The sequence below is a fragment of the Advenella kashmirensis W13003 genome, from assembly GCF_000506985.1.
GTDB classification, from domain to species: Bacteria; Pseudomonadota; Gammaproteobacteria; order Burkholderiales; family Burkholderiaceae_B; genus Advenella; species Advenella kashmirensis_A.
Genome location: NZ_KI650982.1, coordinates 276,751 through 297,201, shown reverse-complemented (window position 1 = coordinate 297,201; position 20,451 = coordinate 276,751). Strand labels below are relative to the sequence as shown.

At 55.1% G+C, this 20,451-nt stretch carries 18 protein-coding genes and 1 tRNA gene; 10 read left to right on the top strand and 9 right to left on the bottom strand.

All coding sequences use genetic code 11. The annotated features are described in order from the left end of the window. Positions 1-117 precede the first annotated feature (117 nt). The 4 genes from cyoD to cyoA all read right to left on the bottom strand — a co-directional run bounded on the left by cyoD (position 118) and on the right by cyoA (position 4,282). On the bottom strand, positions 118-519 hold the full coding sequence (gene cyoD / locus W822_RS43365) for a cytochrome o ubiquinol oxidase subunit IV (RefSeq protein ID WP_024007072.1): 402 nt from the start codon (positions 517-519) through the stop codon (positions 118-120). Continuing rightward, a complete protein-coding gene (cyoC, locus tag W822_RS43360) occupies positions 516-1,154 on the bottom strand; it encodes a cytochrome o ubiquinol oxidase subunit III (protein WP_024007071.1) in 639 nt (212 codons plus the stop codon). The genes cyoD and cyoC overlap by 4 nt, the downstream gene beginning before the upstream one ends. Next, a complete protein-coding gene (cyoB, locus tag W822_RS43355; protein ID WP_024007070.1) occupies positions 1,147-3,138 on the bottom strand; it encodes a cytochrome o ubiquinol oxidase subunit I in 1,992 nt (663 codons plus the stop codon). Before cyoB ends, cyoC begins: the two co-directional genes overlap by 8 nt. Before the next feature lie 73 nt (positions 3,139-3,211). Continuing rightward, the gene (gene cyoA / locus W822_RS43350; protein ID WP_051401861.1) at positions 3,212-4,282 is read right to left on the bottom strand and encodes a ubiquinol oxidase subunit II; all 1,071 of its coding nucleotides are present in this window, start codon (positions 4,280-4,282) and stop codon (positions 3,212-3,214) included. A 195-nt stretch (positions 4,283-4,477) separates the two neighbouring features. Between cyoA and W822_RS43345 the strand changes: the two genes are divergently transcribed. The 3 genes from W822_RS43345 to W822_RS43335 all read left to right on the top strand — a co-directional run bounded on the left by W822_RS43345 (position 4,478) and on the right by W822_RS43335 (position 7,614). Further along, positions 4,478-5,785, top strand: a complete 1,308-nt coding sequence (locus W822_RS43345) for an MFS transporter (protein WP_031243593.1) — start codon at positions 4,478-4,480, stop codon at positions 5,783-5,785. Between the two features lie 225 nt (positions 5,786-6,010). Continuing rightward, on the top strand, positions 6,011-6,268 hold the full coding sequence (locus W822_RS43340) for a helix-turn-helix transcriptional regulator (RefSeq protein ID WP_024007067.1): 258 nt from the start codon (positions 6,011-6,013) through the stop codon (positions 6,266-6,268). A 2-nt stretch (positions 6,269-6,270) separates the two neighbouring features. Beyond that, positions 6,271-7,614 carry a type II toxin-antitoxin system HipA family toxin gene (locus W822_RS43335; RefSeq protein WP_024007066.1) on the top strand — a complete coding sequence of 448 codons (1,344 nt, stop codon included), beginning with the start codon at positions 6,271-6,273 and terminating at the stop codon, positions 7,612-7,614. A 111-nt stretch (positions 7,615-7,725) separates the two neighbouring features. Here the strand turns inward: W822_RS43335 and W822_RS43330 are convergent. Then, positions 7,726-7,801, bottom strand: a tRNA-Gly gene (locus tag W822_RS43330). Positions 7,802-8,113: 312 nt separating this feature from the next. Between W822_RS43330 and murB the strand changes: the two genes are divergently transcribed. After that, the gene (murB, locus tag W822_RS43325) at positions 8,114-9,127 is read left to right on the top strand and encodes a UDP-N-acetylmuramate dehydrogenase (RefSeq protein ID WP_024007065.1); all 1,014 of its coding nucleotides are present in this window, start codon (positions 8,114-8,116) and stop codon (positions 9,125-9,127) included. Positions 9,128-9,331: 204 nt separating this feature from the next. On the opposite strand, the gene dapB is transcribed toward murB, so the two are convergent. Together dapB and W822_RS43315 are read right to left on the bottom strand one after the other, a co-directional pair. Next, the gene (gene dapB / locus W822_RS43320) at positions 9,332-10,123 is read right to left on the bottom strand and encodes a 4-hydroxy-tetrahydrodipicolinate reductase (protein WP_024007063.1); all 792 of its coding nucleotides are present in this window, start codon (positions 10,121-10,123) and stop codon (positions 9,332-9,334) included. A gap of 178 nt (positions 10,124-10,301) precedes the next feature. Then, a complete protein-coding gene (locus W822_RS43315) occupies positions 10,302-10,898 on the bottom strand; it encodes an outer membrane protein assembly factor BamE (RefSeq protein WP_024007062.1) in 597 nt (198 codons plus the stop codon). Between the two features lie 155 nt (positions 10,899-11,053). Between W822_RS43315 and fur the strand changes: the two genes are divergently transcribed. After that, the gene (gene fur, locus W822_RS43310; protein ID WP_024007061.1) at positions 11,054-11,488 is read left to right on the top strand and encodes a ferric iron uptake transcriptional regulator; all 435 of its coding nucleotides are present in this window, start codon (positions 11,054-11,056) and stop codon (positions 11,486-11,488) included. 142 nt (positions 11,489-11,630) lie between these two features. Here fur and recN read toward each other — a convergent pair whose 3' ends face one another. Together recN and W822_RS43300 are read right to left on the bottom strand one after the other, a co-directional pair. Next, positions 11,631-13,277: a DNA repair protein RecN gene (gene recN, locus W822_RS43305; RefSeq protein ID WP_024007060.1), complete on the bottom strand. Its 1,647-nt coding sequence runs from the start codon at positions 13,275-13,277 to the stop codon at positions 11,631-11,633. A gap of 61 nt (positions 13,278-13,338) precedes the next feature. Further along, positions 13,339-14,226, bottom strand: a complete 888-nt coding sequence (locus W822_RS43300; RefSeq protein WP_024007059.1) for an NAD kinase — start codon at positions 14,224-14,226, stop codon at positions 13,339-13,341. Between the two features lie 163 nt (positions 14,227-14,389). On the opposite strand from W822_RS43300, the gene hrcA reads away from it, so the two are divergent. The 5 genes from hrcA to dnaK all read left to right on the top strand — a co-directional run bounded on the left by hrcA (position 14,390) and on the right by dnaK (position 20,418). After that, a complete protein-coding gene (gene hrcA / locus W822_RS43295; RefSeq protein WP_024007058.1) occupies positions 14,390-15,391 on the top strand; it encodes a heat-inducible transcriptional repressor HrcA in 1,002 nt (333 codons plus the stop codon). A gap of 225 nt (positions 15,392-15,616) precedes the next feature. Then, entirely contained in the window at positions 15,617-16,609 is a 993-nt protein-coding gene (gene hemH, locus W822_RS43290; protein WP_024007057.1) for a ferrochelatase, read from the top strand. Between the two features lie 128 nt (positions 16,610-16,737). Then, positions 16,738-17,613 (top strand): MOSC domain-containing protein, encoded by an 876-nt coding sequence (locus W822_RS43285; RefSeq protein WP_024007056.1) that lies wholly within the window; start codon positions 16,738-16,740, stop codon positions 17,611-17,613. Positions 17,614-17,690: 77 nt separating this feature from the next. Continuing rightward, the gene (grpE, locus tag W822_RS43280) at positions 17,691-18,263 is read left to right on the top strand and encodes a nucleotide exchange factor GrpE (RefSeq protein WP_024007055.1); all 573 of its coding nucleotides are present in this window, start codon (positions 17,691-17,693) and stop codon (positions 18,261-18,263) included. 226 nt (positions 18,264-18,489) lie between these two features. Continuing rightward, positions 18,490-20,418, top strand: a complete 1,929-nt coding sequence (dnaK, locus tag W822_RS43275; RefSeq protein WP_024007053.1) for a molecular chaperone DnaK — start codon at positions 18,490-18,492, stop codon at positions 20,416-20,418. The last annotated feature ends 33 nt before the right edge of the window (positions 20,419-20,451 follow it).

Here is a 20,451-nt window from a genome sequence, read left to right as displayed (position 1 = left end):
GACTGGGCTTGGGGAGAAGGAGAAGGGGAGCTGACGATAGTCTCCTGCTGTGGGGGCCCAGGCAGTACCGAGTCGAGGCGATCGGCATGCCTGGGGCGCGACCCATGGAAACATGGATCAGAGCATGTTTTTCATGTCATGAATCATGTTGGGCATCATATTGGTATTCAGATGGTACATGACCCACAGGGAACCCGCGAGCGCGATGACGACGATGATGAGCGTGAAGATCATGGCCAGCATGCTCCAGCCACCTTCGGCACGCGTATTCATGTGCAGGAAGTAAATAACATGTACGCACATCTGGATGGCGCCCAGCCCCAGGATGACCAGCGCCGTGACACCGGATTTTTCGAACACATTGCCCATGACAAACCAGAAGGCAAGTGCAGTCAGGATGACAGACAGGATGAAGCCGGTCATATAACCGCGAAAAGTGATTTCGCCGTGACCGTCATCGTCGTGGTGATCGTCGTGTGCATTGTTATGGTGATGCGCAGTATTGGCAGGTGTGGTCATGGCAGGACCCCCATCAGGTAGACAAAGGTGAAGACGGCAATCCAGATCACATCCAGGAAATGCCAGAACATGGACAGACACATCAGGCGCCGTCGGTTTTCAGGAATCAGGCCGTATTTTTTCACTTGGAACAGGAGCGTGACCAGCCAGATGATCCCGAAGGTCACGTGCAGGCCGTGCGTGCCTACCAGGGTAAAGAAGGATGACAGGAATGCGCTACGCTGGGGCACGGCATTGATATGGATCAGGTGAGCGAACTCGTACAGCTCCAGTCCCAGGAACGCGAGACCGAAAAGACCGGTAATGCCCAGCCAGATCATGGCCGGACGAACCCGGTTGCGCTGAACCTCCAGCATGCAGAACCCGTAGGTAATGGAAGAAAACAACAGCATGGCCGTGTTGACAGCCACTAGTGGCAGCTCAAACAGGTCTGCACCGGACGGGCCTGCCGCGTAATTGCGGCCCACCACGCCATGCACGGCGAACAGGCAGGCAAAGATCAGGCAGTCGCTCATCAGGTAGATCCAGAACCCCAATGAGGTTCCGTTCTGCGGGTGGTGGTCCTGCTTCAGGTAGAAGTCAAGCGGCGCAGCGGCCGCGACTTCACGGGGGGAAATGGCGGTAGTATCAGACATGGTTGGCTAGCAGTCGTGTGCGTTCAGCTTCGGTACGGGCAACTTCTTCAGCAGGAATGTAATAATCACGCTTGTAGTTGAACGTATGGTAAATGGTGCCGCCGATAATGGCGAGAAATGACAGCGCGCTGACCAGCCACATGTGCCAGATCAGTGCAAATCCGCAAAGCGTACACAGACCTGCAATGATAATGCCTGCACCGGTATTGGCGGGCATGTGGATTGGCAGGAATCCGCTCAGCGGACGCTGAAATTTATGTTGTTTCATTTGGTCCCAGGCATCACCGTCATGCACTTGCGGAGTGAATGCAAAGTTGTAGGACGGGGGAGGAGACGACGTCGACCACTCCAGCGTGCGCCCATTCCAGGGGTCACCCGTCACATCGCGCAACGAATCACGCTTGCGATAGCTCACCACCAGCTGGATCAGGAAGCTGGCAATGCCCAATGCAATCACGAAAGCGCCGGCTGCAGCGATCTGGAACCAGATCTGCAGGGAATGGTCTTCGAAGTGGTTCAGGCGTCGGGTCACGCCCATAAAGCCCAGCACATACAGTGGCATGAACGCCATGTAGAAGCCGATCAGCCAGCACCAGAACGAGCATTTTCCCCAGAATGGATCCAGCTTGTAGCCGAATGCCTTGGGGAACCAATAGGTGATCGCGGCAAACAGACCGAACAACACGCCGCCAATAATGACGTTGTGAAAGTGTGCAATCAGAAAGAGGCTATTGTGCAGGACAAAGTCGGCCGACGGAATGGCCAGCATCACGCCTGTCATACCGCCGATGACGAACGTCACCATGAAGCCAAGTGTCCACATCATGGGAACATCGAAGTGGATCCGGCCACGATACATGGTGAACAGCCAGTTGAAGAGCTTGGCGCCGGTCGGGATCGAAATGATCATCGTGGCAATACCGAAGAACGAATTGACACTGGCGCCCGAACCCATGGTGAAAAAGTGATGCAGCCAGACCAGATAGGACAGAATCGTGATGACGACCGTGGCATATACCATGGAGGCGTAGCCGAACAGGCGTTTGCCGCTATAGGTGGAGACGATTTCGGAGAAGACACCAAACAAGGGAAGAATCAGGATATAGACCTCAGGGTGACCCCAGATCCAGATCAGATTCACATACATCATGGGGTTGCCGCCCAAATCGTTCGTAAAGAAATTGGTACCCACGTAGCGATCCATTGTGAGCAGGGCCAGAACGGCGGTCAGAACGGGGAATGATGCCACGATCAGGGTGTTGGTGCAGAGCGATGTCCAGGTAAAGATGGGCATTTTCATCATGCCCATGCCGGGCGCCCGCATCTTGATGATGGTCACGATCAGGTTGATGCCCGACAGCGTGGTGCCGATCCCAGCCACTTGCAAGGCCCATATGTAGTAATCCATACCGACGCTGGGACTGTGCTGTATGCCGGATAGCGGAGGATAGGCCAGCCAGCCCGTAGTCGAAAATTCACCAATGAACAGGGAGATCATCACGAGCACGGCGCCGCCGGTGGTCATCCAGAAACTGAAATTATTCAGGAACGGAAATGCGACATCCCGTGCGCCGATCTGCAGCGGGACGATGTAGTTCATCAGGCCTGTCACCAGTGGCATGGCCACGAAGAAGATCATGATCACGCCATGCGCAGTGAAGATCTGGTCGTAATGATGGGGCGGCAGGTAGCCCGTGGAATCGCCAAATGCGATGGCTTGCTGGATCCGCATCATGATGGCATCGGAAAAACCGCGCAGCAGCATGATCAGGCCAAGGATCATGTACATGATGCCGATTTTCTTGTGGTCGATACTGGTAAACCATTCGACCCACAGGTAGCGCCACAGCTTGAAATAACTAATCGCGGCAATCAGTGCGACACCGCCAAGTAATACGACCGCGAAGGTAGCGATCAGGATAGGTTCGTGGAAGGGTATGGAATCCCAACCAAGGCGACCAAGAATAAGAGTTTGCAGATCCATGGGCTCAAGTCATTGAAAATAGAGTGACGGCCAATACGCCTGGCCGGGGATATTGCTTACAAAGGACGCAGCCTCAGCGCGACGCGTTCATCAGTTTCAGCGAGGAGAAGGCAGGATCTGTGATCGTGCAGAAGCCACTTACATAGATCTGGTGCCGGGCGTTTTCCAGGCCAAGGTTGAGCCGGGTGGTTTTATCCAGTTCAGCCATGTTGTATATGCCGGGTATGCCCATGCCCCCCTGGGCATCAATGGCCATAATGTCACGCATGCACATGCGGTTTGGCTCCACACAGCGATTCAGGATGGCGTCATACAGTCCGGGGGCCACGCTGGAGTAATGCTGTACCGGTTCGCGCTCGCTAGGCGCTTCCAGTTGCAAATAAGCCACACGACTCAGATCAGTCTGGCTTTGTTTGACTGATTCGACCCATGCGTCAAAGTCTTCGGTGTTCAGTCCATGAAACTTGAACCGCATGCCCGAAAAGCCGGCGCCACTGTAATTGGACGAAAAGCCCTCGTAGACGCCTTCCTTGTTGATGATCGCATGCAGTTGCGTTTCCATGCCGGCCATGGTGTAGATCTGGCCTGCCAGCGCGGGAATAAAGAAGGAGTTCATGACGCTGGATGAGGTCAGCCGGAACGCAATTGGGCGGTCGACAGGTGCCGCCAGCTCATTGACGGTCGCAATGCCGTACTCAGGGTAGAAAAACAGCCATTTCCAGTCCAGGGCGACGACCTGTACCGTCAGCGGCTTGACGTTCGCGGGAAGCGCGCGCTGTGCGTCAATGCGTTCGAGTGGACGGTACGGATCCAGCTTGTGTGTGCTGACCCAGGTCACGGCACCCAGCGCAATAATGATCAGCAGGGGGACCAGCCAGATGACCAGCTCAATAAGTGTGGAATGATTCCATTCCGGCGCGTATGTTGCTTTGGTATTGGACGCACGGTAGCGCCATGCAAAGTACAATGTCAGAACGATGACAGGTATGATCACAATCAGCATTAATGCAACTGAAATATAGATCAGATTGCGTTGCTGCAGTGCGATATCGCCTGAAGGTGAGAGCAGAACTGCGTTGCACCCCGTCAGAATGGGTGCAAGGGCCAAAAGGGCCAGGAATCGGAAAGTCTTGGAATGAAGCATGCCAAAAATGTGCCAGCGTAGAGCCGTGGAAAAATATAGCATATACTTAAACCGTTCCTGTTAGGAATTGGACGTTTTGTCCTATGGTGTAAATGCGCGGCAAATGCGATCCTTCGTCTTTGGACTATATTAACTTAAATTGAACCTATTATGTCGAGCTTTGATCAGACAAACACTGAGCCCTCCTCGCGTACGATGGAAAATGATGCCCGACAACAAATGACCGGCCACGGCCCGGTTGCCGCTGGCGAAATCGCCATCGGGGTTGTGATTGGTCGCGCTTCCGAGTATTTCGACTTCTTTGTTTACGGTCTGGCATCGGTACTGGTCTTTCCAGCCCTGTTCTTTCCGTTTGTCGATTCCCTGACCGGTACGCTTTATTCGTTCACCATTTTTGCCGTCGCCTTTATTACCCGTCCATTCGGTACCGCCCTGTTCATGGGCATCCAGCGGCGATGGGGAAGAGGGACCAAGCTGACCCTGGCGCTATTTCTGCTCGGAACGGCAACGGCTGGCATTGCATTTTTACCGACTTACGAATCTTTCGGAGCATTGTCCATTGCCCTGTTGGTCCTGTTTCGCAGTCTGCAGGGGATTGCCTTCGGCGGTTCATGGGATGGCCTGCCATCGTTGCTCGCTCTGAATGCCCCCAAACAGCGCAGGGGCTGGTATGCCATGCTCGGCCAACTTGGGGCACCGGTCGGCTTTTTGGTGGCCAGTGCGCTGTTCCTGTTCCTGCATTCCACCCTGTCAGCCGAAGACTTTCTCGGCTGGGGCTGGCGCTACCCGTTTTTCGTCGCTTTCGCCATCAACGTCGTGGCGTTGTTTGCGCGCCTGCGTCTTGTTCTGACCGAACAGTACACTAAGCTGCTGGAAGAGGGAGAGCTGGAGCCTATTGGCACCTGGGAAATGCTCGCCGGACAGGGGTACAACCTGTTCATAGGCGCATTTGCCGCATTGGCGAGCTATGCTCTATTTCATATAGTAACGATTTTCCCGCTGTCCTGGATTACCTTAAGGGCCACTCAATCCATTAATGATGTGTTAGTTGTTCAGGTTGTTGGTGCTTTCGTTGCCATGGCAGCGACCATTGCATCCGGCTTGATTGCCGATCGTATCGGACGCCGTACGACACTGACAGCGCTGGCCATTCTCATTGCGATTTTTGGATTTACGGCGCCGATGTTGTTAAATAGCCAGGCAGCGGGACAGGACGCGTTTATCCTGATCGGTTTCGCCTTGCTGGGCTTGTCTTATGGTCAGTCGTCAGGAACCGTGACGGCCAATTTTACGTCGCGTTTCCGTTATACGGGTGCCGCGTTGACCTCCGATCTGGCGTGGTTGCTGGGTGCCGCGTTCGCGCCGCTGGTAGCGCTGGGCCTGTCGATGCATTTCGGTTTGGTTGCTGTCAGTCTCTACCTGCTGTCCGGCGCCGCTTGCACGGTGTTGGCGTTGTGGATCAATCGCAGGCTCAAGCCGCTGACGTTGCGCAAGCGCGGATAAGGCGCTGTTTTCCCCTGCGGACTTTCTCGCACTCTAAAATGTAGCCCCTCGGCATCGTTATTCGTTGTTACGAGTGATTATGATGCTTTTGGGCTACAAAAATGATTAATTAGGTGCAATATTTATTCTCCATGCCTGGCCTTGCTGGGTTTTTTCTTGTTGAAATGTGTCTTATAAGATACATTATCCCTGTCGATGCCAACTTTTGATGCCCCAGGGATACAAATGACCACACTTGCTGATGTTGCAGACTTTTTGCGCCAAGCGCGTCGAGAAGCCGGCTTGACCCAGGAAGCGCTGGCTCAGAGTGCCGGAGTTTCCCGAACGACTGTTGCGCGTATGGAAACGCTTGCCAAAGGCGATATGAGCGTTTCTGTGCTATTGCGGTTGTTGGAAGCTGCTGGCTATGATCTCAAACTGGTCAAACATGGCCACATCAGAACGCTTGAGGATATCCTGGCCGAACAGCGGCGGGGTGAGTAATCATGAAGCTCGATGTGCGCGTAAGCGAAAGAGTCGTGGCCAAGTTGTACCGGGAGCGCGACGAGTATGTCCTGAGCTATCTGCCGGATACCAATGCCAGTGATTTTGTGAGTTTGACGATGCCGGTACGGGCGGAACCCTGGCGCTGGCCGCGCGATCTGCATCCGTTCTTTCGTCAGAATTTGCCCGAAGGCTATCTGCTGAATATTATTCGTGAAGAATTTGGACCGTTGCTCGACGGCACCGATCTTTCTCTTTTGGCAGTGGTCGGTGCAATGGGAATTGGACGGGTCACAGTGACGCCCGAGGGCGGGGCGCTCGTGGGCGATATGGAGCCGCTGCAGATTGAGTCTTTGCTTAAAACCGAGAACACCACGGCGCATTTTGCAAGCCTGGTGCGTCAGTACGCAAGGGCATCCATTTCCGGCATGGTGCCAAAGTTTATCGCGCCAGAAGAAGTGGATGAGTCAGCCCATGCAGTGGGAAAACCTACATTGCGTACCAGCCGCCACATCATTAAAGGCTCCGACGACAGCACGCCTTATCTCGGGTTCAACGAATTCTATACCATGCGCGTACTTGAGCGCTTGAATGTCGTGCCTGTAGCCAGGACGCGGATGTCGGAAGACGGGCGGGTACTGGTTGTTGATCGATTCGATGTCGACGCGCAGGGTGTTGTTTCGCATGGTGTTGAGGACGCCTGCGGTTTGCTCGGACTGCCTCCACACGAGAAATATGCAACGACGACTGAGCGAGTGCTGAATGCCACCAGGGGGTATATACCGTCTGTGGCCAGTCGTGCGCAACTGGACCAATTCGCCTGGCATATGCTGACCAATTATGTGGTACGTAATGCGGATTGTCATGCCAAGAACATTGCACTGTACTACACCGGTTTGGAAGACGTGGCCTATACGCCGGTGTATGACGTTGTCACTACACAAGCATATCCACGTTACGCAGCTAGCCCACCAGGGTTGCCTGTTGAAGGGCGGCAAACCTGGATGGTGGGGAAAATCTTGGAGCGGTTTTTCAAAGCAAAGTTAGGTATCGCGCCGAGCCAATATGCGCAGATGGTGGAGCGTCTGTGCGAGTCCGCGGTGGAGGTCGGCAGAGAAGTCATAGAGGCGGCCAGAAATGAACCGCGCTGGCATACCGTTGCCAAGCATATGGTGCATGCATGGAATGAGGGCATGATGACATTGCGGAGTTCGAAAAATGAAATTGCTTTCAGAGGGCTTGATGAAGCGATTGCACACGCGGGGTTCTCCGAGCCTGAAAAGCCGGAAAGCAGCCGAGAGGTCATAGGACGGTCTGAATTATTGGCCAGGCCGCGGAAGAAGTAATCGTTCGCTAGGAACATCGAATTTCAGCAGACGAAAAAAAAGCCGAAAAAAATTTTCGGCTTTCTTTCGATTGTCTATGAATGCTGGCGAGCTCTTCATAAACTTAAATTCTGGAGCGGGAAACGAGTCTCGAACTCGCGACCTCAACCTTGGCAAGGTTGCGCTCTACCAACTGAGCTATTCCCGCGTTTTCAGCTAAAAAATCGCTTTGCATTAACCAAATATCCGTCAAAATATATTTAACTATCTGGCTGCTGCGTTTGCAATTTCAAATCAGCTAAGCCCTAAAGTATATACAAGCTATTTTGAATTTGCAACATCTTTTTCGCTGCGTTCTTCAGAAAGTGGATTCTGTGTTGTTTATGCATCTTTTGGTTGATGTCTATGCCATTCAGACCCTGCCAACTGCTGCCACATGAATCTCTTCACGAAGAGGCGAGACTATAGCAGTAAATTCTTTATAATGTCAAATTAATTTCACACAGCAGGTGCTTTTTTAATGCGGGACGACACAACACAGGATTTGACCGGGCTCAATACGCTAAGACTGGTCTCGCATGCGGCACATTATTTTCGGCTGGATAACGAACAGCAGTTGCCCCAGGTCACGCAACGCAGGCATGCCGCAGGCCAGGATATCTATGTGCTGGGTGGGGGCAGTAACCTGGTTTTGCGCGAGCACATTTCAAAGCCAGTCGTCCATAATCAACTGAAAGGGATCCGGCTGGTCGAGGAGACCGACGACGTCTTTATTATTGAAGCCGCTGGTGGCGAGAACTGGCATGACTTTGTGGCAACGTGCATCGGCAACGGCTGGTACGGGCTGGAGAATCTTGCATTGATTCCCGGTACGGTGGGTGCCTGTCCGGTTCAGAATATCGGCGCCTATGGTGTCGAAGTGATGGACCGGATCGAAAGCGTGCATGCCTGGGATATTGAGCAAGGTCGGTCGCGACTTTTCAGTGTGGCAGACTGCGCATTTTCTTACCGCGACAGTCTGTTCAAGAAACCGGCAGGACAGGGCTATCTGATTACGGCAGTGCGTTTTCGCCTGCCGAAACAGTGGACGCCGGTGACCACATATCCCGATCTGAAAAACGATCCCGCACTTGCACAGAGCCCGACGGCGCAACAGATTTTTGACGCAGTGTGCCGCATCCGGCAGGCTAAATTGCCCGACCCCGCGCAAATCGGTAATGCAGGTTCTTTCTTCAAAAACCCGATCGTGTCGGCCGGCAAGCAATCACAATTGAAATCGGACTATCCGGCGCTGGTATCCTATCAGCAGGCAGATGGCAGCTATAAGCTGGCTGCCGGCTGGATGATCGAGCAATGCGGCTGGAAGGGCAAGTCGCTGGGGCCGGTCGGGATGCATCATCGCCAGGCATTGGTGCTGGTCAACCACGGCGGTGCGACGGCGGCAGACGTGCTGGCGCTGGCTGATGCGGTGAAGGCATCGACGCAGGAAAAATTTGGTGTGACACTGGAGCGCGAGCCGGTTCTGTTTGATTGAAAGGCTGTTTTTTTACAGACTTGAATGGCTGTTCATTTAGTAGACGTTGATTGAACGCAAGTGGGCGGCAACGAGCGAAAATAAAATGGGATGTGCATCGGATGCGACAGGCGCAAATAGAATCGGACTTGGGTTGGACGCCACAGGCGCAAATGAAAAACGGCTGTCCGCAGGCAGCCGTTCAATCAATCCGACATTAATGGGTCAGGCGCCGATGACCTGTTGCATGGAAAACAGGCCGGACGGCTTGTCCTGCAGGAAGAGGGCGGCGCGGATACTGCCTTGCGCGTAGGTGCTGCGGCTGGATGATTTGTGCGTAATTTCTATACGCTCACCCGTGCCCAGGAACATCACCGTATGGTCGCCGATCACATCGCCGCCGCGCACTACAGAAAAACCGATCTGTCCGTCCTTGCGTGCGCCGGTATGGCCATGGCGGCTCCAGTCGGCAATGTCGTCAAGGTTCTTGCCCCACGCATTGGCGACCGTTTCACCCATGATCAGCGCGGTGCCTGATGGTGCGTCAACCTTGTGCTTGTGGTGTGCTTCAGTAATTTCCACGTCGTAGCCCGTGTTGAGCATTTTTGCGGCCTGCTCCAGCAAACGCAAAGTTGCATTTACCCCGATGCTCATATTCGGGGCAAACACAATCGCAATTTTTTCTGCTGCCGCCGCAATGCTGGCCTGACCGTCTGCGTCAAAACCAGTGGTGCCGATCACCATCTTGACCTTGTGAGTGACGCAGGCCTGGACATGAGCCAGCGTGCCTTCCGGACGGGTGAAGTCGATCAGGCAATCGCAGTCTTTGAGTGCGTCCAGATCGCTGCCCAGTGTGACGCCCGTGTTTTTGCCCAGAAAGGCGCCGGCATCTTCGCCCAGATGAGTGCTGCCTGCGTGATCAAGTGCAACGGCCAGGGTCAGGTCGGAATGGGCCAGAACGGCTTCGATAAGCATGCGACCCATGCGGCCGCTGGCTCCGGAAATGGCAATACGCATGATGGCGTGTTCCTGAAGGAGAGCTGCAGCCCGTAAACGGGCATGCAATGATTCAATAGTATGACCGGCGATTATTGCTTTTGCGCGAGGTTCATGGCCAGGGCAAGAGACACGCAGTCGGCAGCCATGCGTTGCGTTGCCCGGACCAGCCGGCCGGGCAACGGGAATGGGTCAATCGTTACTGGACGCGGGTGGCACCCGGGGCCGGCTCGGTATTGATTTGTTCTGTGGCTGGGGCAGGTGCAGCTGCAGGCGCCGGAGTGGTCGCGCCCTGGCCTGCGTCGTCCATCGGGTAGGTGGTCACTTCATTGCTGCTTGTGCCCGCAGGCGCGGCCTGCAGAGCAGCAGGGTCGGTGACTTCTGTTGCTGGCGGCTTGTCGCCGGGACGATACAGACGCGCTTCCTGCTTGAAGGGCTGGAAGGTGGGCTGTTCATCACCTTCCCAGCGGTCAACCCGTCCGTTTACAAACCAGACCGAGAACTTGCGGATGACGGGGTCACCGTAGCCGGGTTTGAAGTAATAAGGGTAGTCCCAGCGATCGGGATGGAAGATATCGTGCAGCGTTGGTGAGCCCAGGGCATAGCGCACCTGATCCTGTGTCATGCCTTTTTGCAGCAGCGAGACATCTTCGGCGGTGATCCAGTTACCCTGCTGAACAGAAGGCCTGTATGGGAAACCCCATTCTCCTGAGGCGCAGCCGCCCAGCACTGCAAGTGCTGTAAGGGATGCGACCAGACCATACCGGAATCGGGGGAAAAGGCGAGTTTGGTTCATAACTTGGCGACGTTCCTGTATTTGGACTCGTAAAAGCGTTATGATAATAGTTCTGGGCAATCAATAGGATTGTTTAGCCAGGTAATCTCAAAAATTAGTCGGAAGCGTGTTTTCCGCATTATCTTATCCACCTCCCATTTATCAGCGAGCAAGCCTTGAACGAATTACATGATCCCAGTGAACTCAAAAGCATGGGTCTCAAAGCGACCTTTCCCAGGCTTAAAATCCTGGACATCTTCCGGAAGGCGGAAATCCGCCATCTGAGCGCCGAAGATGTTTACCGACTGCTTATTTCAGAAAACGTCGATATCGGCCTGGCCACGGTCTACCGTGTCCTGACTCAGTTCGAACAGGCCGGTATTCTGGCGCGCAGCCAGTTTGACAATGGCAAGGCTGTCTATGAACTGGATGATGGCGCCCATCACGACCACCTGGTGTGTTCGGTGTGCGGCAAAGTTGTCGAGTTCTCCGATCCTGAAATCGAAAAGCGTCAGTCCAAAGTTGCCAAAGACAATAATTTCACGCTCGAAAGCCATGCCATGGTGCTCTACGGCATTTGCGGTGACTGCGAGACCAAGCACCGTCGCTAAGTTTTTGGCAGGACCGGTGTCTGTATTGCGGGCGTGATTACGCCCAAACCCAGGCGGCGCAGCCGTTACGATATCATGTTGTCAAAAAAAGCAGAGCCTGACCGCTCTGCTTTTTTGTCGTCCGTCCGGCACGATGCCAGAATCAGTCTGCATGGGTCAGCATTTCGCGGGCGTGCTTGCGCGTGGTTTCTGTAATTTTGAGTCCACCCAGCATGCGGGCAATTTCTTCTGTGCGTGCGGGATCATCCAGCAGATCGATGCGCGAAACCGTTTCATGCTTGCCCTGTTTTTTCTGCACTTCAAAATGGTGATGCGCGCAGGCGGCGACCTGCGGCAAATGGGTCACGCACAACACCTGGTGGTGTTTGCCCAGATCGCGCAACAGTTTTCCGACGACCTCTGCCACGGCGCCGCCGATACCGGTATCAACTTCGTCATAAATCAGCGTCGGCACCTGATGCGCGCGATTGGCCATGACGGACAGCGCCAGCGAGATGCGGGCCAGTTCGCCCCCCGAGGCGACTTTGGCCAGTGGGCGTGGTTCGCTACCGGCGTGGGCAGCCACATTGAACTGCACATGATCCATGCCTGTTGCGCCCGGCTCGCTTGACTGGACCGAGATCTCGAATTTACTGCCTTTCATGGCCAGGGTTTGCAGGGCTTTGGTGACTTCCCTGGAGAGGGTGCCTGCTGTGCGCTTGCGGGCCTGGGTAAGCCTGGCTGCCGCTTCACGGTAAAGCGCTTCGTGCCGAGCGGCGGTATGCTCCAGCGCAGCCAGGTCTGACTCGCTGTCGAGCGCTTCTACGGCCTTTGTCAGTTCTTGCAGGCGCTCATAGAGGCCTTCGGGTTCGAGCCGGAATTTGCGCGCGGCTGAAAACATGGCGCCCATGCGTTCTTCGGTTTCAGCCAGGCGGGCTGGATCCAGATCCGCCTTGTCCAGGTAACTGCCCAGGTCGGATGCGGCTTCGGCAGCTGCGATCCGGGCCGATTCCATGGCGTCATACACCTCTTGCAATCCAGGGTCATTGCGCAATAACGGTTCAATGCGATGTATGGCCGCATTCAACGCCGCGATCGCCGACGCGTCTTCGCCGTCAAGCAGCGCCAGTGCTCCGGCCGCCCCTTCAAGCAGGGCAGAGGCATTGGCCAGCCGGTTGTAATCGGCGTTGATGGTTTCCCATTCCCCTTCACCCGGCGCAAGGCGTGTCAGTTCGTTCAATTGCCACTCCAGGCGTTCCCGCTCGGCCTGAGCGTCGCGCTGGTTGTTGCGGGCGCGTTCCAGCTTTTGCTGTGCCTGTTGCCAGTCCTTCCAGTGCAGTTGCACCGGCGTGAGCAGGTCGTCGTGCTGGCCATGCGTGTCAAGCAGAATGCGTTGTTCCTGTCGCTCCAGCAATTTCTGGTGCGCGTGCTGCCCATGGATGTCCAGCAGATAGGATCCGATGGTCTTAAGCTGGTTGAGGGTGCCGGGCACGCCGTTGATAAAGGCTTTGGATTTTCCGGCGCGATCGATGACGCGGCGCAGCACCAGTTCATCGTCGTCCAGTTCCAGCTCCGCCAGCATGTCGCGCAGGGAGGGTGGAACATCAAACAGGGCGCTGATATCTGCCTTGTCGGCACCTTCGCGAATGGCGGTGCTGTCACCACGGGCGCCCAGCGTGAGAGCAAGCGCGTCGATCAGAATGGATTTGCCAGCGCCGGTCTCGCCGGTAAAAACAGAGAAACCGGCGTCAAACTGCAGCTCGGTCTGTTCAACAATGACAAAATCACGGATATGCAGGGAACGGAGCATGTATACGTACTTCTGTGATGAATGGGATTGTCGGGTTCGCAGGGGGATGCTGCCGGCGGAATCAGCCGGATTCCGGCATGATGTTCCAGTGCAGCTTCTGGCGCAGCGTTGAGAAAAAACTGTACCCTTTGGGGTGCAGGAAGCGAATCTGGTGATCGGCTTTGGTGACGACAATTTTGTCACCGGGTTGCAGATCGGACCAGGTCTGCATATCAAAATGCACGCTGGCGCCGGTTTCTACACGGCCCACTTCGGCCAGCGTCAGGGTCAGCGTGCCTGTGTCGGGCACCGCAATGGGCCGGTTCGACAGCGTTTGCGGTGCCACCGGGACAAGCAGGAACGCATTGACGGCCGGATGCAGGATCGGGCCGCTGGCGCTCAGGGAATAGGCAGTTGAGCCGGTGGGCGTGGCAACGATCAGGCCGTCGGCGCGCTGGCGATACATCAGCGTTTCGTTGTATTCGACGCAGATTTCGATCATGCCTCCGCGACTGGCGCGGTTGAGCACCACGTCGTTCAGCGCCAGGGCACAGGTCAGGGTCTGGGCTTCGCGTACCACAGAGGCTTGCAAAAGTGTACGATGCTCGATGTCGTACTGGCCGTCCAGTACTGATTCGATGGCTTCGCGGGCATTCTGCACGGGGATATCGGTAATGAAACCGAGCCGTCCGTGATTGATGCCCAGCAGGGGAACGTCATATTGCGCCAGCGTGCGGCCGACGCCCAGCATGGTGCCGTCACCGCCCATGACAATGACCAGGTCGGCCTGGTTGCCGATTTCGGCCGTTGTCGCGGCGGGATACTCGGTCACGCCGGTGTTTTCTGATGTTTCTTTTTCAATCAGAACCTGTCGGCCAGCATCGCGCAGTATGCCGGCCAGCGCACGCAAAGGGGCGTCAAGACCGGAGTCGTGATATCTGCCAACCAGCGCTATGGTTGAAAAATGCATAGTGAAACCATATACAATAAACGAAACGACAAAGAGAAGTGACAGGCGTACCGGAAATGAGATCTGCGGTTAACGTCATAATACGTTATTCTACAATGACTGCAGGTTCAACAATTAAGGTGCCTGGAAAATATCCTTTGGTACAAACCATAACAGACCCACAATGGATGATCGCGCAAACGCATTACTGAAAGCTCTGATTGAGCGCTATATTGATGATGGACAGCCGGTAGGCTCAAGAACGCTGTCAAAGCTGTTTGAATTATCGCCGGCCACCATCCGCAATGTCATGGCCGACCTTGAGGATCTCGGACTCATTCACAGTCCGTATACGTCTGCCGGGCGCGTTCCGACGCCGCAAGGGTATCGGCTGTTCGTTGATAATCTGCTGGTTGTCAAACCCTATGAAATTGAAGAACCCTCTGATTTGCATGAGGTTTTTTCCAATACTGCACCCAGCAAGGCGCTTAGCGTCGCGGCCTCCCTGATGTCCAACCTGACCCAGTTCGCTGGCGTAGTCCTGACGCCCAAGCGCTCCCAGGTGTTCCGGCAGATCGAGTTTATCCGTCTGTCGCAGCGGCGTATCCTGCTTATTATTGTTACGCCAGATGGCGATGTGCAGAACCGGATCCTGTCACCAGTACACGATTACACCGAGTCGCAGCTCATTGAGGCCGCCAATTATTTCAATCATCATTTTGCCGGCAAGTCGTTCGAACAGGTGCGCGAGCAGTTGAGTACCGAACTGAATCAGCTCAAAGAGGAAATTTCGGTGCTGATGCAGGCGGCGGTCGATGCCGGCAACGAAGAAGACAATGAGTCTTCTGTGGTTATTTCCGGTGAGCGGCGCCTGCTGGAAATCAAGGATTTTGCCTCGGATATGGATCGGCTGCGCAAAATGTTCTCATTATTTGAACAGAAAACGGATCTGATGCAGTTGCTGGACGTGACCGATCGGTCCCAGGGGGTCAAAATCTATATTGGTGGCGACTCACGTCTGGTACCCATGGAAGACGTCTCTGTCATTACGGCACCTTACGGGGTGGATGGAAAAATCGTCGGAACGCTGGGCGTGATCGGCCCCAGCCGCATGTCTTACAATCGGGTGATTCCGATAGTCGATCTGACCGCCAGGCTGCTGTCCAACGCGCTCAGCCATCAATAAGGCATGTTTTTCGCCTTCGGTCCCGCATTGAGTGCGGCCACTTGCGGGTGCAAACCGTTTGTATCGGGCCCCGCCCGCCAGGGCATGAGACGGTTCATTGCGGTTACAATCGCATGTTGACATTACCCTTGAGCGCAGTCATGGCCGCGTTTTAAGCGGTCTCCATCGAACGTGTCCCTGGTCATACTTAGCCAGCGCCACGCTATCCGAACATTACAGGAAAGCATGAAAACCGGAGTCGTACTGATCAATCTTGGCACCCCCGCCAGTCCGAAAGCGGGCGCCATTCGCGCCTATCTGTCGGAGTTTTTGTCCGACCCACGCGTAGTCGAAATTCCTTCCGCTCTGTGGAAAGTTATTCTGAACGGGGCTGTCCTGCCCCTGAGACCCGCCAAGCTGGCACCTAAATACAAGCAGATCTGGATGGAAGAAGGATCCCCCTTGCTGGTGTATGGCAAGCGGTTGGCGCGAGGCGTGCAGGAGCAGCTCGATCAGAACCAGGTGCAGGCAACAGTCGTTCTGGCCATGCGTTATGGCGAACCTTCCATGCAACAGGCATTTGACCAACTGCGTGAAGCTGGTTGCGAGCGCATTTTGATCGTGCCGTTATATCCGCAATTTGCCGCCAGCACGACGGCCACCATTTTTGAGCGAACACTGCAGTTGCATCGGCAGGCGCGCGATATGCCGGAGTTTCGCTTCGTCAAGCGCTTTCATCATTTGCCGGGGTACCTGGATACGCTTGCGAGCAATGTACGCGCGTATTGGCAATCGCATGGCAAGCCGCAGCAGCTGCTGCTGAGTTTTCACGGGCTGCCCCAGCGCTCGGTTGATCAGGGCGATCCGTATCTGAGCGATTGCATGAAAACGGCCGAAGCGTTGCAGACACGACTGGCCGGCGAGGGCGTGCCGATTGATATTGCCTTTCAAAGCCGGTTTGGCCGGGCGCAATGGCTTGGTCCTTCTACGCTGTCGGTCTTGCAGGCTTATCCGGGCGATAACGTCCGTCATGTGGACGTGTTGTGTCCCGGATTTGTTGCTGATTGCCTTGAAACACTGGAAGAAATCAGTATTGAATGCGCCCGGGCCTTTTCCCAGGCGGGCGGCGAGCAGTTTCGCTACATCCCGTGCCTGAATGATGATCCGGCCTGGATCAGTGCCATGGCCGGCCTGGTCCGGCAACATATTGCCGGCTGGCCGGAACCGAACACAGACTGAAGCGGTTCGCGCTGTCGTAGCGGTGCTGAGACCTGACTGCGCCTATACCGATCTGCGTCATACCGATATCGAAACCGATATAGATACCGAATACACAGAATACCGTTGACTTATTTCAGAGAGCTATCATGGCAGTTACTATCCGTGGTCTTTACGTCTATCCCATCAAATCCTGTGCGGGTATTGCGCTGGAGAGCGCGAATATCAGTGCGGCAGGTGTCCAATGGGACCGTCAGTTCATTCTGGTGGATGCGGCCGGCAATATGATGACGCAGCGCACCGTGCCCCGCATGGTGCTGGTGCATCCGACGCTTCAGCCGGAACTGGACCAGATGGTGCTGAATGCGCCCGGTGTCTCTGCATTGACGCTGTCGCTGAGGGAAGCCGCGCCAGACGAAAAAACCATTGCGGTGCAGGTTTGGTCTGGTCGTCCGTTGGGGGCGGCTGTCAGTGCCGAGGCGGACCGCTGGTTCAGCGAAGTGCTTGGGCAGCCATGTCGGCTGTTGCGCCTGCATAGCCAGTCGCAACGCCGGGTGAGCTCCGATTTCCCGGATGCCTGGCAGGAACGCCATCAGGACTGGCGGCCGTTGAATACGCGGGAAAAGACGTTTGGGTTTGCCGATGGCTTTCCCTTTCTGATTACCAATACGGCCTCACTCAACGCCCTGAACCAGAAACTGGCAAGCAAGAATGTGGCCCCGGTCGACATGATTCGGTTCCGGCCCAATATTGTGCTCGATGGGCTGCCGGAGTACGAAGAGGATTATATTTTCGGACTGGACGCAGGACCGTTGCATTTTGCCCTGGTCAAGCCGTGCCCGCGCTGCCCGATTCCCAATGTCAATCCGGAAACCGCAGCGGTGGCCGATGAACCGGGCATCACGTTGATGCAAACGCGCAGCGCCGAACTGGGCGTCTTGTTTGGAATGAATGCGGTGCTGACCGACTCGGTGAGCGGTGTATTGCATATTGGCCAGCAAGTCGAGCCCGAATACGATTTCTGATCGTTCTTTGTTACTTGAATTTCCCCAGGCCGTCCCCATTTGGGGGATAACTATTTTGATTTGACGCAGGAGCAAAAATGACACAGGAATTTGACCCCAAGAAGACCCCGGCCCAGCAGGCGGAAAACGAAGAATCCAACCTGCCTGAGCCCGCGGACACTGAACAGGACGAACTCGGCACGCCTGCCGACGACCTGGAGGCCAAATACACCGAGCTTGAGGCCAAAGTCAGCCAATACCACGACCAGTTGCTGCGTGCCCACGCTGAAATGGAAAATGTGCGCCGTCGTGCCCAGGACGATGTGTCCAAAGCCCGTAAATTCGGCACCGAATCGTTTGCCGAAAGCCTGGTGCCTGTCAAGGACAGCCTGGAGGCCGCGCTGGCCCTGGAGAATCAGTCGTTTGAGACGCTCAGGGAAGGGCTGGAAACCACACTGCGCCAGCTGACGGTCGCCTTTGACCGCAATAACCTGAAAGAAGTGGCCCCCGCCGCGGGCGACAAGTTCGACCCGCACGTGCATCAGGCCATTTCCACGATTCCATCTGAAGCGCCCGCCGGTACGGTGGCCACCACATTGCAAAAAGGCTATACCATCGCCGATCGCGTTCTCAGGCCCGCTCTGGTGACCGTCTCGGCAGGCCAGGGCTAAATGATCTTAGCCGGCAGACCCAGGTCTTCCGGCTTTTTTCTGCCCAAATGGCCGCTTTCAGTCAAAAAACGTGCCAGAAATGCAAAAAATCACGAAAAATCCGGTTTTTTTCTCTTGAAATCAAAAGCGGACAGCCCCACGTACTAGACAACAAAAGATCCTGCGTTGCACACATGTTCAGGTCAGGGTTCATTATTTTGAATTTTTGAATATAAGGTAGACTCAAATGGGAAAAATCATTGGTATTGACTTGGGTACCACCAACAGCTGTGTGGCGGTACTGGATGGCGATAAAGTCAAGATACTGGAAAACGCCGAAGGCGCACGCACCACGCCTTCCATTATCGCCTATATGGAAGATGGTGAAACACTGGTAGGCGCGCCTGCCAAGCGCCAGGCTGTGACCAATCCACAAAATACGCTGTATGCCGTAAAACGCCTCATCGGTCGTAAATTCGAAGAAAAAGCCGTACAAAAAGACATCGACCTGATGCCTTACAGCATCGTCAAGGCCGATAACGGTGACGCATGGGTCGAAGCGCGTGGCAAGAAAATGGCGCCTCCCCAAGTGTCAGCAGAAGTGCTGCGTAAAATGAAAAAGACGGCTGAAGACTACCTGGGCGAAGAAGTCACCGAAGCCGTGATTACTGTTCCTGCGTACTTCAACGACAGTCAGCGCCAGGCCACCAAAGATGCCGGCCGTATTGCCGGCCTGGAAGTCAAGCGCATCATCAACGAGCCTACTGCAGCAGCCCTGGCTTTCGGTCTGGATAAAACCGAAAAAGGCGACCGTAAAATCGCCGTTTATGACCTGGGTGGCGGTACCTTTGACGTGTCGATCATTGAAATTGCAGACGTCGATGGCGAGAAGCAGTTCGAAGTGCTGTCTACCAACGGTGACACCTTCCTGGGCGGCGAAGACTTCGACCAGCGTATTATTGACTACATCATTGCCGAGTTCAAAAAAGAGCAGGGCGTAGACCTGGGTAAAGACGTACTGGCTTTGCAGCGCCTGAAAGAAGCAGCCGAAAAAGCAAAAATCGAACTGTCTTCCACTGCGCAAACCGAAGTCAACCTGCCTTACATCACGGCTGACGCTTCCGGTCCGAAACACCTGACTCTGAAAATCACGCGCGCCAAACTGGAAGCGCTGGTTGAAGACCTGATCGAACGCACCATCGCTCCATGCCGTACTGCGGTGACCGATGCCGGTGTCAAAGTATCCGATATCGACGACGTGATCCTGGTCGGTGGTATGACCCGTATGCCCAAAGTGCAGGAAAAAGTCAAAGAGTTCTTCGGCAAGGACCCACGTAAAGACGTGAACCCTGACGAAGCCGTGGCTGCCGGTGCTGCCATTCAGGGTTCCGTGCTGTCTGGTGATCGCAAAGACGTATTGCTGCTGGACGTAACGCCGTTGTCTCTGGGTATCGAAACCCTGGGCGGCGTCATGACCAAAATGATCCAGAAAAACACCACGATCCCGACCCGCTTTACACAGACCTTCTCTACAGCGGAAGACAATCAGCCTGCCGTGACCATCAAGGTCTTCCAGGGTGAGCGTGAAGTGGCTGCCGGTAACAAGGCGCTGGGCGAGTTCAATCTGGAAGGCATTCCACCCGCTGCTCGTGGCTTGCCACAAATCGAGGTGACGTTTGACATCGATGCCAACGGTATTTTGCACGTTTCTGCAAAAGACAAAGGCACCGGCAAGGAAAACAAAATCACGATCAAGGCAAACTCCGGTCTGTCCGAAGACGAAATCCAGCGCATGGTTAAAGATGCCGAAGCGCACGCTGATGAAGATCACCGTGTTGCCGAGCTGGCGCAGACGCGCAACCAGGCCGATGCACTGGTTCACTCCACCCGCAAGTCGCTGACCGAATATGGCGACAAGCTGGAAGCGGCAGAGAAGGAAGCAATCGAAGCGGCGATCAAAGAGCTCGAAGAAGTGCTCAAAGATGGCGACAAAGCGGCAATCGATGCCAAGGTTGAAGCGCTGACGACGGCCTCCCAGAAACTGGGGGAGAAAATGTACGCAGACATGCAGGCACAGGCGCAAGCCGAAGGCGCTGCAGGCGCGGAACAGGCTCAGCCAGCAGACGATAACGTTGTTGACGCCGACTTCAAAGAAGTAAAACGCGACGACAAATAATGTTGTTTGTCTGATTTAAAAACCCGGCCGGTC